General features: G+C 69.3%; 12 protein-coding genes and 1 tRNA gene. 5 read left to right on the top strand and 8 right to left on the bottom strand.

Annotated elements, in window-relative coordinates; translation table 11 throughout:
* Positions 1–21 precede the first annotated feature (21 nt).
* Entirely contained in the window at positions 22–1245 is a 1224-nt protein-coding gene (locus ACEZHJ_RS09220; RefSeq protein WP_018717565.1) for an acetyl-CoA carboxylase biotin carboxylase subunit family protein, read from the bottom strand.
* A gap of 272 nt (positions 1246–1517) precedes the next feature.
* Here ACEZHJ_RS09220 and ACEZHJ_RS09225 point away from each other — a divergent pair, with 272 nt between their 5' ends.
* On the top strand, positions 1518–2708 hold the full coding sequence (locus ACEZHJ_RS09225; RefSeq protein ID WP_163139323.1) for an ammonium transporter: 1191 nt from the start codon (positions 1518–1520) through the stop codon (positions 2706–2708).
* Positions 2709–3054: 346 nt separating this feature from the next.
* Here the strand turns inward: ACEZHJ_RS09225 and ACEZHJ_RS09230 are convergent.
* Positions 3055–3130, bottom strand: a tRNA-Ile gene (locus ACEZHJ_RS09230).
* Between the two features lie 226 nt (positions 3131–3356).
* On the opposite strand from ACEZHJ_RS09230, the gene ACEZHJ_RS09235 reads away from it, so the two are divergent.
* The gene (locus tag ACEZHJ_RS09235) at positions 3357–4205 is read left to right on the top strand and encodes a glutathione S-transferase (RefSeq protein ID WP_375036459.1); all 849 of its coding nucleotides are present in this window, start codon (positions 3357–3359) and stop codon (positions 4203–4205) included.
* 343 nt (positions 4206–4548) lie between these two features.
* The gene (locus tag ACEZHJ_RS09240) at positions 4549–5334 is read left to right on the top strand and encodes an exodeoxyribonuclease III (RefSeq protein WP_163139321.1); all 786 of its coding nucleotides are present in this window, start codon (positions 4549–4551) and stop codon (positions 5332–5334) included.
* Between the two features lie 9 nt (positions 5335–5343).
* Here the strand turns inward: ACEZHJ_RS09240 and ACEZHJ_RS09245 are convergent, their stop codons facing one another.
* From ACEZHJ_RS09245 to ACEZHJ_RS09265, 5 genes are all read right to left on the bottom strand, one after another.
* Positions 5344–5631, bottom strand: coding sequence for a glutathione S-transferase N-terminal domain-containing protein (locus tag ACEZHJ_RS09245; RefSeq protein ID WP_163139320.1), 288 nt, complete (start codon positions 5629–5631; stop codon positions 5344–5346).
* Complete coding sequence (gene trxB / locus ACEZHJ_RS09250) at positions 5628–6644, bottom strand: thioredoxin-disulfide reductase (protein ID WP_163139319.1); 1017 nt, start codon at positions 6642–6644, stop codon at positions 5628–5630. The genes ACEZHJ_RS09245 and trxB overlap by 4 nt, the downstream gene beginning before the upstream one ends.
* A gap of 79 nt (positions 6645–6723) precedes the next feature.
* Positions 6724–7326 (bottom strand): peroxiredoxin, encoded by a 603-nt coding sequence (locus ACEZHJ_RS09255; protein WP_018717572.1) that lies wholly within the window; start codon positions 7324–7326, stop codon positions 6724–6726.
* A 180-nt stretch (positions 7327–7506) separates the two neighbouring features.
* The gene (locus tag ACEZHJ_RS09260) at positions 7507–7890 is read right to left on the bottom strand and encodes a DUF5362 family protein (RefSeq protein ID WP_018717573.1); all 384 of its coding nucleotides are present in this window, start codon (positions 7888–7890) and stop codon (positions 7507–7509) included.
* A 3-nt stretch (positions 7891–7893) separates the two neighbouring features.
* Positions 7894–9264: an AmpG family muropeptide MFS transporter gene (locus ACEZHJ_RS09265; protein ID WP_018717574.1), complete on the bottom strand. Its 1371-nt coding sequence runs from the start codon at positions 9262–9264 to the stop codon at positions 7894–7896.
* 405 nt (positions 9265–9669) lie between these two features.
* Between ACEZHJ_RS09265 and ACEZHJ_RS09270 the strand changes: the two genes are divergently transcribed.
* Both ACEZHJ_RS09270 and ACEZHJ_RS09275 read left to right on the top strand, forming a co-directional pair.
* Positions 9670–10071, top strand: a complete 402-nt coding sequence (locus tag ACEZHJ_RS09270) for a tetratricopeptide repeat protein (protein WP_156831151.1) — start codon at positions 9670–9672, stop codon at positions 10069–10071.
* A 223-nt stretch (positions 10072–10294) separates the two neighbouring features.
* The gene (locus tag ACEZHJ_RS09275; RefSeq protein ID WP_018717576.1) at positions 10295–11551 is read left to right on the top strand and encodes a response regulator; all 1257 of its coding nucleotides are present in this window, start codon (positions 10295–10297) and stop codon (positions 11549–11551) included.
* Here ACEZHJ_RS09275 and nfi read toward each other — a convergent pair.
* Entirely contained in the window at positions 11538–12218 is a 681-nt protein-coding gene (gene nfi / locus ACEZHJ_RS09280; RefSeq protein WP_163139318.1) for a deoxyribonuclease V, read from the bottom strand. The two genes, ACEZHJ_RS09275 and nfi, sit on opposite strands and share 14 nt — an antisense overlap.
* Between the last annotated feature and the right edge of the window lie 391 nt (positions 12219–12609).

Raw genomic sequence — 12609 nt, forward strand, 5'->3', positions numbered from 1 at the left:
TGTAGTGATGCGCACGCGTTGTCAGACGTAGAAGTCCAGCTCTTCCTGGTGCTTGAGCAGGTCGCGCATGACGTAGGGGTCGTCGCCCTTGAAGTACACGAGCCCCCAGTGCGTGCCGAACGCGGTGCGCTTGGTCACCGTCTCCTCGAGCGGCGGCGTGAGCTCGTGGGACTCGAAGTACGGATGGTTCTCCGTCTCCTCGGGGATCTCCAGGCGCGAGACCACGCGCCGGCGCGGGTACACGCCGAAGCAGCCGGCGTAGCACTTGGCGTCCACCACCTCCTTCGGGAAGAACGCCTTGACCTCCTCGTCGGTGGTCTTGGGGTCGAACACCAGGATCGAGGCCTGGTAGGCGTTGAAGCCGTAGGCCCGCTCCAGCAGCTCGAAGACCTTGAAGCCCGGCGGCCGGTAGGCCACCTCGCCGAAGTACATGGTGCCGTCGGAGGTGACGAAGTACTCCGGGTGGATCTGACCGAACTCGATGTCGAAGGTCTTGATCAGCTTCTCGATCTCCTTGGTGATCAGCGCCCGCCAGCTCTCCAGCTCCGGGGTGGCGGGCACGAACACCGAGTAACCCAGGGTCACGTACTCGGAGATGTTGAGGAAGGCGATCTTGCCGTTGTGGATCCACGCCTCGACGGCGAACTCCCAGCCGTCCAGGTGGGACTCCATCAGCACCGGGAATTCCTCTTCCGGGATGGTGTCGACCTCGTCCGGCGTGCGGATCACGCGGTGGCCGAGGCAGCCCGCCTTGTCGAAGGCCTTGAGGTGGATCGGGTCGTTGGGGTCGCCGTCCAGCTTGAGCAGGGTCTGGTTGACCCGGCGCAGGAAGCGGATGACGTCCTCCTTGTCGTGGGCCTCCTCGAAGATGCCCACGCGAATGCCGCCGAGCTGCGCGCGGCGCTTCATCAGCGCCTTGTCGCGCATGAGCACGGCCTGGCCGTGCAGCCGGGGGCTGTCCATGAGCACGGCATTGATCGCGCCGGCCCACTCCACCGTCTCCTCGAACAGCGGGATCGCCACGTCCACGCCCATCTCCTGGAGCGTCTGGGCGATCTCCATGGAGCGGTCGTTGAGGCGCTCGAAGTTCCACGGCACGTAGGGGATGCCGTGTTCCTCGCAGTAGTCCGTGGCCCAGTCGGGGGCGACCACGACGTAACGGCGGTCGAAATCCTCCGCAGCCTCGATGGCGTTGAGGCTCCAGCCGAGGAGCGCGACATAGCCCTTGTCCGGATTCTTTTCCATAAGTAACTACCGTAGGTTTCGGCGGGAAGGGTGTGAGGACTTTTCCGGCAGTATAGCAGGGGGCATCGGTGGGCCGGTCCACCGTGTCCGGCCTCGATTGCCCGCAGTCCGTGCCCCGGTTTGGGGCATTAACGCGACGTCGGCACTGTCGTGGTGCGGTGTGCGCGGCATTTTCGGTGCGACCGTCTATAAGTCTCTGATTAACAATGCGCACACAATTGGTGCGACCCTTGCATCCCTAGGGCGCCAAATTGGTTCAGAGAGGAAACCCCGTGGAACAATCCGCCGCCAACGACGTGTTCTTTGTCCTGATCGGCGCCGTGATGGTGCTTGCCATGCACGCTGGCTTTGCCTTTCTGGAGGTGGGCACGGTGCGCCGCAAGAACCAGGTCAACGCCCTGGTGAAGATCATCGCCGACTTCGCCGTCTCCACCGTGGCCTACTTTTTCATCGGCTACAGCGTGGCCTACGGCGTCGGCTTCTTCCAGGGGGCCGAGGCGCTGACCGCGATGGACGGCTACGCGCTGGTGAAGTTCTTCTTCCTGCTCACCTTCGCCGCGGCCATCCCGGCGATCGTCTCCGGCGGCATCGCCGAGCGCGCGAAGTTCAACCCGCAGCTCGCCGCGACCTTCGTGCTCGTGGCCCTGGTCTATCCGTTCTTCGAGGGCATCGTCTGGAACGGGCGCTTCGGCATCCAGGACGCGCTCGCCTCCGGCTTCGGTTTCGCCTTCCACGACTTCGCCGGCTCCGTGGTGGTGCACGCCGTCGGCGGCTGGATCGCCCTGGGCGCGGTGCTGCTGCTCGGCCACCGGCGTGGGCGCTACGGCAGGAACGGCGCGATATACGCCCATCCGCCCTCCAGCATCCCCTTCCTCGCCCTCGGCGCGTGGGTGCTGACCGTGGGCTGGTTCGGCTTCAACGTCATGTCCGCGCAGACCCTGGACGCCGTCAGCGGACTGGTGGCGGTGAACTCGCTCATGGCCATGGTCGGCGGCGTGCTCGCCGCGCTCGTCTTCGGCCGCTACGACCCGGGCTTCATCCACAACGGCCCCCTCGCCGGGCTCGTGGCCGTGTGCGCCGGCTCCGACCTCATGCACCCGCTGGGCGCGCTGGTCACCGGCATCATCGCCGGCGGCCTGTTCATCTGGACCTTCACCCAGGCGCAGAACCGCTGGCGCATCGACGACGTCCTCGGCGTCTGGCCCCTGCACGGCCTGTGCGGCGCCTGGGGCGGCATCGCCGCCGGCATCTTCGGCCAGCAGCTCCTCGGTGGGCTGGGCGGCGTGAGCCTCGTCTCCCAGATCATCGGCACCGTCCTCGGCGTGGCCATCGCCGCCGCCGGCGGCTTCATCGTCTACGGCACTCTCAAGGCCACCGTCGGCATCCGCCTCGATCCCGAGGCCGAGTTCGAGGGCGCCGACCTCGCCATCCACCGGATCTCGGCGGAGCCGGAGTCGGAGTAATCGTTGGCTCGGAAGAGGTTTGCTGCAGCTGTCGCCCTCTAAGCCGGAACCGCACCGGCCTGCGGTACCGCACGTCCGTGCGCGGTTGCTTTGGCGCTACGCGCTCGCCGAGTCCCGCCGGTAGGTGCGCGTGGGCAGGTCAGCCTGTGCACGCGGTCCGTTAAGGGCCGTCCTCATGTAGGTGGTTCCCGATTGTCGGGGGGCGTCAGCTCGGTTGGGATGGGTGGTCACGGGCCCGGGATTCTCACGGTCGGGTGCTGTCAGTGGCGCTGACAGCTGGTCGATACCTGAAAGGGGAAACGCCCGCCGTGAAGGTCGCGGGCATGATCAAAGTATCTGAATAATCTGGTGGGCCCGGCAGGACTCGAACCTGCGACCAAGGGATTATGAGTCCCCTGCTCTAACCACTGAGCTACAGGCCCTTCGGCGCGGGATTATAGCCGTTCGGGTGTGTCGGGGGACAGGGGCGAACCGCACACTATGTGTCACTGGAATGTGGTGGGAAGCGCCTGTCTGGTCTGATTCCGGGTGGGGGCCGGCGACCGGCGCCTGCCGGTGTGGGTTGAACCCGGGTGGTGGCGGCGTCAGATCGGGGGTATCCACCATTCCCGTCCGGTCTGTGCCGGGCGTTGTCGCGGAGGCGTTGCCATGACCTATCAGCTCTATTACTGGCCGACGATCCAGGGGCGCGGGGAGTTCGTGCGCCTGGCGCTGGAGGAGGCCGGGGCGGCCTACGAGGACGTGGGCCGGCGTGGTGACGGGGCGGATTTCGGTGCCGTCGCCGAGGTGCTGGAGCGTGCGGGGGTGGCGGAGGTGCCGTTCGCGCCGCCAGTGCTGGAGGCGGACGGGCGGCTGATCTCGCAGACGGCGAGTATCCTGCTGTATCTCGGCCGGCGGCATGGGCTGGCGCCCTCGGACGAGGCGGGGGAGCTGTGGGCGAACCAGCTCCAGCTCTGTGTGACGGACTGGGTGGTGGAGATCCACGACACCCACCATCCCCTGGGGCCGTCGCTCTACTACGAGGAGCAGACGGCGGAGGCCGCGCGGCGGGCGGCGGTGTTCCGGCAGGACCGGCTGCCCAAGTGGCTGGGCTATTTCGAGCAGGTGCTGGCGGCGAACCCGGCGGGGGATGCGTACCTGGTGGGTGACGCCCTGAGCCACGTGGATCTCTCGGTGTTCCAGGTGGTGGCCGGGCTGCGCTATGCCTTCCCCCGGGCGATGGTGGCGCTGGAGCCGGACTACCCGCGGGTGGTCGCGCTGCACGACCGGGTGGCGGCGCGGCCGGCGATCGCGGCCTACCTGGACTCGTCGCGGCGGATCCCGTTCACGGAGGAGGGCATCTTCCGGCACTACCCGGCGCTGGGCGGCGAGCCCATATCGCCCGCCGGTGGAGGCGGGCGTTGGGCAGCGGGAAAATGTAGGGGCGTCGCACCCCAGCGGCGCCCGACCAACCCGTGCGGAGCGCCGTCCGGTGGAGGCGGTCGTTGGCCTGCGTGAAATGGTCGGGACGTCGCACGCCTGCGGCGCACGACCTACCCGTGCTGAGCGCCGTCCGGTGGAGGCGGTCGTTGGCCTGCGTGAAATGGTCGGGACGTCGCACGCCTTTGGCGCACGACCTACCTGCGCTGAGCGCCGTCCGGTGGACGCGGTCGTTGGCCTGCGTGAAATGGTCGGGACGTCGCACGCCTTTGGCGCACGACCTACGCGCGTGCGGCCGGAGGTAGGTCGTGCACGGCCGTGAGGCCGTGTGCGACATCGCTGCTGGTGCGCGCGGTGAAAGGTGGCGTACCGGTGACCGCCTTAGTACGATCCGGTGCCGGTACAGCCTTCGGGGGCGCTCATGACGGTCCGCATCACCACGGCCAATCTCAACGGCATCCGCGCGGCGGCGCGCAAGGGCTTCTTCGACTGGTTCACGGAGGAGGCGCCGGACGTGCTCTGCGTGCAGGAGACCAAGGCGCAGTACGACCAGCTCGCCGGCGATGCCACGTACTTCCCCGAGGGCTGGCACGCCTACTTCGAAGACGCGGAGAAGAAGGGCTACAGCGGCGTGGCGCTCTACAGCCGGGTGGAGCCGGATGACGTGATCCGCGGCGTGGGCTTCCCGGAGATCGACCGCGAGGGCCGCTGGATCGAGGCGCGCTACGGCAACCTCTCGGTGGTGTCGTTCTACATGCCCTCGGGCACGTCCGGCGACCACCGCCAGGGCTTCAAGTACGCCTTCATGGACCCGTTCATGGCGTACCTCGCCGAGCTGCGCAAGGGCCCGCGCAGCTACATCATCTGCGGCGACTGGAACATCGCGCACACGAAGCTCGACCTGCGCAACTGGCGCTCGAACCAGAAGAACTCCGGCTTCCTGCCCGAGGAGCGCGCCTGGCTGGACCGGCTGTTCGACGAGGTGGGGCTGGTGGACGCCTTCCGCGTGGTGGAGCCGGAGACGGAGCAGTACACCTGGTGGTCCTACCGCGGCCAGGCCTGGGCGAACAACACGGGCTGGCGCATCGACTACGAGGTGATCACCCCGGACCTCCGTGGGGCGGTGCGCTCGGCGAGTGTCTACGAGGGCGCGCGGTTCTCCGACCACGCGCCCATGACCCTTGCCTACGACCTCACGCTGGGCTGAGCCCCGGGCTCAGCCGCGGGCGGCCTCGCCGGCCGTGCCGAAGCGCTCCACGAGGTAGGCGATGATGTCCGAGGACTCGTAGAGCCAGGTCTGCGTGCCGTCCGGGCTGGTGATGAGCAGGCACGGCACCATCCCCCGGCCGCCGTCCTCGATGAGGGCCTGGCGGTGCCCGGGCTCGCGGCGGATGTCGCGCATCTCCATGGTCAGGCCGAGGCGCTCCATCACCGAGCGCACGCGCATGCAGAAGCCGCAGAGCTCGTGGTGATAGAGCGCCAGGTCGTCGGCGTGGACCGTCATGCCAGGGACTCCGAGGCCGCGTCCGCGTCGGAGGCCGCGCTCGCCGGGTCGCCGCGCTCGAGTTCCAGCGCGTCCAGGTACTTCTCGGCGTCCAGCGCCGCCATGCAGCCGGTGCCCGCGGAGGTCACCGCCTGGCGGTAGACGTGGTCCATGACGTCGCCGGCCGCGAACACGCCGGCCACGCTGGTCGCCGTGGCGTTGCCGTCGAGGCCGCTCTTCACCCGGATGTAGCCGTTCTCCATGGTGAGCTGGCCCTCGAAGATGTCGGTGTTCGGCTTGTGGCCGATGGCGATGAACACGCCGGTGACGTCGAGCTCGTCGGTGCTGCCGTCGGTCGTGCTCTTCAGCCGCGCCCCGGTGACGCCGGTCTGGTCGCCCAGGACCTCGTCCAGGGTCGCGTTCCAGCGGATCTCGATGCGGCCTTCCTCCACCTTCTTTGCGACCTGGTCCTGCAGGATCTTCTCGCCGCGGAACCGGTCGCGCCGGTGCACGATGGTGACCTTGCGCGCGATGTTGGAGAGGTACAGCGCCTCTTCCATCGCGGTGTTGCCGCCGCCGATCACGGCGACATCCTGCTGCTTGTAGAAGAAGCCGTCGCAGGTGGCGCAGGCGGACACGCCCTTGCCCATGAAGGCGGACTCGCTCTCCAGGCCGAGGTACTTGGCCGTCGCGCCGGTGGCGATGATCACCGCGTCCGCGGTGTACTCGCCGTTGTCGCCGGTCAGGCGGACCGGGCGCTGGCGGAAGTCGACCTCATTGATGTGGTCGAAGACGATCTCGGTGCCGAAGCGCTCGGCGTGCGCCTTCATCCGTTCCATGAGCTGCGGGCCCTGGAGCCCTTCCACGTCGCCCGGCCAGTTGTCCACGTCGGTGGTGGTGGTGAGCTGGCCGCCCATCTCCATGCCGGTGACCATCACCGGGTCGAGGTTGGCCCGGGCGGCATAGACCGCGGCAGTGTAGCCGGCGGGGCCGGAGCCCAGGATCAGAAGCTTGCAGTGCTTAGCGTCGCTCATAGTCACGCGCCTCGTAGAACGGATTCGGTTCGGGCCGCCGCGGCCCCGTGGGGTGCCGCGGCGGGTCACGCCCGCGGCCTTACAGGCGGCTGGCGTTGTCCTTGAGGTACTCGGCCACGCCCTCGGCGTCGGGCTTCATGCCGGACTGGCCCTTCTGCCAGCCGGCGGGGCAGACCTCGCCGTGCTCCTCGGTGAACTGCAGCGCGTCGACCAGGCGCAGCATCTCGTCCACGGAGCGACCGAGGGGCAGGTTGTTCACGATCTGGTGCTGGACCACGCCGTCCCGGTCGATGAGGAACGACGCGCGCAGCGCGACGCCCGCCTCCGGGTGCTCGATGCCGTAGGCCCGGCAGATCTCGTGGGTCTTGTCCGAGACGATCGGGAACCGCACCTCGCCGATGCCGCCCTTGTCCACCGGGGTGTTCCGCCACGCGAAGTGGGAGAACTCGCTGTCGATGGAAACGCCGACGAGCTGGACGTCGCGCTCGGCGAACTGCTCCTGGCGATTGTCGTGGGCGATGATCTCCGAGGGACACACGAACGTGAAGTCCAGCGGCCAGAAGAACAGCACCGTGTACTTGCCGCGCAGATCGGAGAGCTTGAACGAGTCGTTGATCGTGCCGTCGCCCATCACGGCCGGTGCGGTGAAATCGGGGGCCTCACGGGATACCAGAACGCTCATCGGTGTGTCTTCTCCTCGGGTGGTTTGGGTGTCCACATCGGCCAATGGTTGGCCATCGTAGGCAGCGCCCGGCGATCGGTAAAATTCATTTTCGCCATGCACGGGATAGACGCGCGCTATCGTCCGGGCGCCCGTGTATCCACCGACGACGTCGGGGCGCCGCCGGCGGGTTTCAAGCCTCTACCAGCCGCCGTGGCCGCTCATGCCGCCCATGCCGGCCCCGAACATCATGCCGCCGATGCCGAAGAGCATGCCGAGCAGCCAGAAGGCGAGCACGATCAGCGTGAGCACGCCGCTGATGGTGAAGAACGTGCGTAGCCGCTGCTGGGAGCGGATCAGCGCCTCCTCGTCGCCGTGGTGATGGGCCTGGTCGATCGCGCCGGCGGTCTGGAACAGCAGGATGCCCATCCAGATCGGCAGCCAGGCGACGATCAGGCCCACGATGGTGAGCGCGGTGAGCACGCCGTTGGCGATCAGCAGCACCGCCACCATCTTGAGCCAGAAGCGGCCCTCGGCCAGCGGTGCCGACAGCCGCCGGATCAGGGGAGCGGTTTCGTTTTCCATTGGTTATGACTCCTTGTTGGTCAGTGGGTCGGGGCGCGTGGCCGGTGTCCGGCGCATCAGCCACAGGGTGAGCAGCACCGCCGGCAGCCCCAGGGCGGCGGTGACCAGGAAGAAGGTAACGTAGCCGTCGGCGTCCACCACCATCCCGCCGAAGCCGCTCAGGAACTTCCCGGGCAGCGTCATCAGCGAGCTGAACAGGGCGTACTGCGTCGCCGTGTACTGCTCCGAGGTCAGGCTCGACATCCAGGCGATGAAGGCGGTGCCGGCGAGCCCGCTGGCGAGGTTCTCCGCGCCGATGACGGCGACGAAGAGCTCCGGGGCGTGGCCGGTGGTGGCGAGCAGCGCGAATAGCAGGTTGGTCACGGCGGCGAGGATGGCGCCGGCGAGCAGCGGCTTCAGCAGGCCGTAACGGCGCACCGCGATTCCGCCGATCACGGTGCCTATGGCCGTTACCGTCGTGCCGAAGATGCCGCTGATGGCACTGATCTCCACCTTGGTGAAGTTCAGGTCGAGATACAGCGGGTTCGCCATGCTCGCCATCGCCAGATCGGTGATCCGGAACGTCGCCACCAGCGCGAGGATGCCGATGGCCGCCGGTCCGAAGCGCCGGACGAAGTCGCCGATCGGTGCGAGCACGGCGCCGGCCACGTGCGTGACCGCGTGGGCGAACCATCGCGGCAGCGAGGGGTGGCGCTGGCTGAAGGTCTCCACCACGTGCTCCTCGACGCTGGTCGTGCGCGCCCGGTGCGCTGGCTCGACGGCGAGCAGCGTGGTGAGCATGCCGATCCCGGTGAGGCCCGCCATGACCAGGTACGTCGTGTGCCAGTCGGTACGCGCGGCGAGGTAGAGTGCCCCCGAGTAGGAGGCGATGATCGCCGCGCGGTAGCCTAGCTGGTAGGTAGCCGCCATCGCCCCCTGCACCGATGGCGGCGCCGACTCGATGCGGAAGGCGTCGATGGCGATGTCCTGGGAGGCGGAGGAGAAGGCCACCAGCACCCCCAGCAGCGCCACCGTGCTGAGCGCCTGGGTGGGGTCGGTGCCCGACATCAGCGCGAGCCCGGTGGCGATGCCGATCTGTCCGGCGAGCATCCAGCCGCGGCGGCGCCCGAGCCGGGTGGTCAGCCCCGGCAGGGGCAGGCGGTCGACCACCGGCGCCCACAGGATCTTGATGGAGTAGGTGATCCCGATCCAGCTGAAGAAGCCGATGGCGGTGCGCGTCACCCCGGCCTCGGTGAGCCAGGCGGTCAGCGTGGAGAACACCAGCATGAACGGCAGCCCGGCAGAGAAGCCGAGGAACAGCATGGTGATCACCGGCCGCTGTAGGTACACGGCCAGCGCGTCGCGCCAGGCTGATCGGAGGGGGTGCACGGGCATGGGGGCTCCTGCTCGATCGGTCTGCGGCATGTTCCGTGATGGCGCCAGCGGCGGCAAGCCCTGGCCACTACCCGTGCCCCGTATCCCGACAGGTCTGTCCCTCCCCGCCGGCATGGCCGTCGCCCGTTCAGGGCAGCGCGACGACGCGGAGGGCGGGGCGCCGGCTTGCCGAAGGGCGCCCCTCGACTTGCGGATGAGGGGCAGGGCAGGGCGGGGCCGGGTGTCGCATTGAGTCACCCGGGTGTTCCCGCGGGCGCCGCAATGTGTCACTTCCGTGACCGCGGGGTGATGCCCTCTGGCGCGTCAGGCCCGGCTGCCCGGGGTTTGCGCGGCTTCGTGATTTGGTGGCACGCTTTCTGCTTCTCTAGGGGTGCTCGGACCGGAATATGAGGGGGTTGTTCGGGTATGGCCACACCGATGGATAAGGCCTGGAACGATTACATGGTCGGTAACCGGCTGGAAATGGGCGAGGACACCGGTGTGGACCTCAGCGGTGCGGCGCGGCTCTATCGCCGCGCCGCATTGCGCGGGCTGGCGCAGGCTCAGCATGCGCTGGCCTTTCTTTATGCCACCGGCCAGGGCGTGGCGCGCGATGACGCGCTCGCCGCTGGCTGGTTCCAGGTCGCTGCAGAGCAGGGCCACGTCGCCGCGCAGCACAACCTTGGCGTCATGTACGCCGAGGGGCGCGGCGTCGAGCTCGACGAGCAGGCGGCGGTGCGCTGGTTCTATCGCGCCGCGCTTGGCGGCAGCGACGAGAGCCGCCGCTGGCTCGACGACCACTACGATCACTGCAGCGGCATGGAGTGATCGCCGCGGCGCTGCCGTTGCCACACTCCCGTCACCGCTTCCCCGCCGCCTGACGGCCGCCGTCAGGCGGCGTTTTTGTGCGCCGTTTCCCGTTATCGCCCCGTCGGGGCTGGTCCATTCGTTTGCTGCTTTGATAATAATGATTGTCACGGGGCACTCGATAGCTTAGCCGCCGGTCCGCCCAGGGTGGGCAGTGACCGGCGACCGGCCTGGGGGAACATCAATGACCGCACAGATCCGGACGGCTCTGGTCGTCGACGACTCGCGACTGGCGCGCGTGGCCCTGACCAAGCTGCTGCGCCGCCGCGACATCACCGCCGACGAGGCCGCCACCGGCGCCGAGGCGGTCGCCCAGGTCCGGGAGCGCGTGCCGGACGTCATCTTCATGGACTACATGATGCCGGACATGGACGGCTTCGAGGCGACGCGCCAGCTACAGGCGCACCCCGGTGCCGCCGCCGTCCCGGTGGTCATGTATACCTCCCAGGACTCCGAGGACGACCGCGCCCGCGCGGAGGCGCTGGGCGTGGTGGACTTCCTGATCAAGCCGAGCGGCGAGGACGGGCTGGACCGCGCCCTTGCCGCGGCGCGCGAGGCGCTGGAGGGCGCCCCTGCCGCCGAGCCGGCGGAGGCCGCCACGGTGGAGGCGGCGGGGCCGATGGCTGACCTGGAGGACAATACCCTGGACGTGCCTGACTTCGGGGAGGCCGCCGCCGCACCCGCGGAACCGGAGGACAGTGCCGTCGACTTCGGCGGGATCGCCATCGACGAAGGCGAGCACGGGCCCGGGCCCGATACCGGCATGGGCTCCGAAGCGGCGCCGCCCGCTGCATCGCCCGCCCCTGTCGACGAGGCCGCCCTGCGCGAGGCGGCTGCCGCGGAGGCCGAACGGGCCGCGCGTGCGGTGATCGCCGAGCGCCTCGGTGACGACCTGGAGTCGACCATCCGGGAGGCGGTCGAGCCCGCGCTCGCGCCTATTAACGAGCGCCTGGATGCTGCGGCCGCGGAGCGCGCCGAGCTGCGCGAGTCCGTGGACCTGGAGGCGCTGTCGGCGCGGCTGGTCGAGCAGGTTCGCCCGCGGGTGGTGGAGGCAATCGGGCCGGAGGCCGCGGAGCGCATCGTCGAGGACGCCGTGCCGTCGCTGGAGCGCCAGCTAGCCGACCGTCTGGGCAGCGACGAATGGCTCTCGCGGCTGGTGCCGGAGGTGGTCGAGCGGGCCATGCCGGCGCTGCAGGACCGCCTGCTCGAGGGGCTCCAGGACCCGCTGCGCCGGGCCCTGTCCGATTCCGTGGAGAGTGCCGCGCACCAGGCCGCCGTGGAGGCGGCGGATGCGCGGGCGGCGGCCCAGGCCCAGGCCGCGGACACGCTGGTGGGCGAACGCGTGGCCCGGGAGGCGGCGGCGCTGCGGCGGCTCGTCTACACCGTCGCCGGTGTCGGCGTAGTCGGCCTCGCCGCGGTGGCCGCGCTTACCCTTCTCTGAACGCCCCGCGCCGCGAGGCGAGGTGGTCCGCCTGACGGGTCGGCTCCGGCAGGCGGTAGCCCCGGCAACAGGCGAGCACCCAGTCCACCGCGCTGTCGATGTCGCAGCGGTGCCCGGGTGAGACGTACAGCGGCCGCACGCCGGTGCGCGTGCGCACCACCGTGCCGATGCGCTCGTCGCCGTCCATCAGTGCGGTGCAGGCGCCGCGCTCCCGCCCGGGTTCTTCGTGGCTGCCCACGAGCCGTGATTTCCCCACACCGATGGTGGCCAGTCCCGTGATCACGCCGAGATGGGCGGCGATGCCCAGCCGCCGCGGGTGGGCGATGCCCTGGCCGTCGCAGAACACGAGTTCCGGCGTGGTGTCGAGCCCTTCCAGTGCGGCGAGAACCACCGGCAGCTCGCGGAACGACAGCAGCCCCGGTACGTAGGGCATGCGGGTGGGCTCGCGGGCGATGTGGTGGCCGACAGGTTCGAGATCCGGCCAGCCCATCAGCACCGCGGCGGCACGGGCCGTCCGACCGCCGTCCTCGAACCCGGTGTCCACGCCGGCGATGGTGCGCACCTCCGCGGGCGGTGGCGTCAGGCGCACCTCGCGGGCGAGCCGGGTCTGCAGGGCGCGGGCCTCGGTGGGGGTGAGGTCCCAGGGATGGTCGATGAGGCGCTCCATGGCAGGAGTCTGCCACGGATGCTGGACGGTGGGCACGGGCCCGCACCGCGCCACCATAAAGGCGGTTCATCGCAAGGCAGGGGAAAGCGCCGGTCTTGGACCGGCGCTTGCGTCCGGTGCGTCAGGCATGCGCCCGATTTGCCCGGGGGCGGCCATCCTGGCTTTGCCCTGCCTGCGCAGACGCGGGCAGAACGCGCGCTCATCGGGGTTGCGAGGTCGGCCGCTCACGGTAGTCGACGTTGCCGGCACTGCAGGACGGGATGTTGGCTGCCAGGAGGCGCCAACCTACGGGAACCCGCGTAGGTCGTGCGCCGCAGGCGTGCGACATTCCGGCGCGGTCATTGAAGATGTCGCACACGGCCCGCGGCCGTGCACGACCTACCGGTCTGCC

The sequence above is a fragment of the Arhodomonas sp. KWT2 genome, assembly GCF_041949875.1.
GTDB lineage: Bacteria > Pseudomonadota > Gammaproteobacteria > Nitrococcales > Nitrococcaceae > Arhodomonas > Arhodomonas aquaeolei.

Excerpts from the sequence above, each read along its gene's own strand:
- ACEZHJ_RS09220 (WP_018717565.1), bottom strand. The coding sequence starts at position 1,245 with ATGGAAAAGAATCCGGACAAGGGCTATGTCGCGCTCCTCGGCTGGAGC.
- ACEZHJ_RS09235 (WP_375036459.1), top strand. The coding sequence starts at position 3,357 with ATGACCTATCAGCTCTATTACTGGCCGACGATCCAGGGGCGCGGGGAG.
- ACEZHJ_RS09240 (WP_163139321.1), top strand. The coding sequence starts at position 4,549 with ATGACGGTCCGCATCACCACGGCCAATCTCAACGGCATCCGCGCGGCG.
- ACEZHJ_RS09245 (WP_163139320.1), bottom strand. The coding sequence starts at position 5,631 with ATGACGGTCCACGCCGACGACCTGGCGCTCTATCACCACGAGCTCTGC.
- trxB (WP_163139319.1), bottom strand. The coding sequence starts at position 6,644 with ATGAGCGACGCTAAGCACTGCAAGCTTCTGATCCTGGGCTCCGGCCCC.
- ACEZHJ_RS09255 (WP_018717572.1), bottom strand. The coding sequence starts at position 7,326 with ATGAGCGTTCTGGTATCCCGTGAGGCCCCCGATTTCACCGCACCGGCC.
- ACEZHJ_RS09260 (WP_018717573.1), bottom strand. The coding sequence starts at position 7,890 with ATGGAAAACGAAACCGCTCCCCTGATCCGGCGGCTGTCGGCACCGCTG.
- ACEZHJ_RS09265 (WP_018717574.1), bottom strand. The coding sequence starts at position 9,264 with ATGCCCGTGCACCCCCTCCGATCAGCCTGGCGCGACGCGCTGGCCGTG.
- ACEZHJ_RS09270 (WP_156831151.1), top strand. The coding sequence starts at position 9,670 with ATGGCCACACCGATGGATAAGGCCTGGAACGATTACATGGTCGGTAAC.
- ACEZHJ_RS09275 (WP_018717576.1), top strand. The coding sequence starts at position 10,295 with ATGACCGCACAGATCCGGACGGCTCTGGTCGTCGACGACTCGCGACTG.
- nfi (WP_163139318.1), bottom strand. The coding sequence starts at position 12,218 with ATGGAGCGCCTCATCGACCATCCCTGGGACCTCACCCCCACCGAGGCC.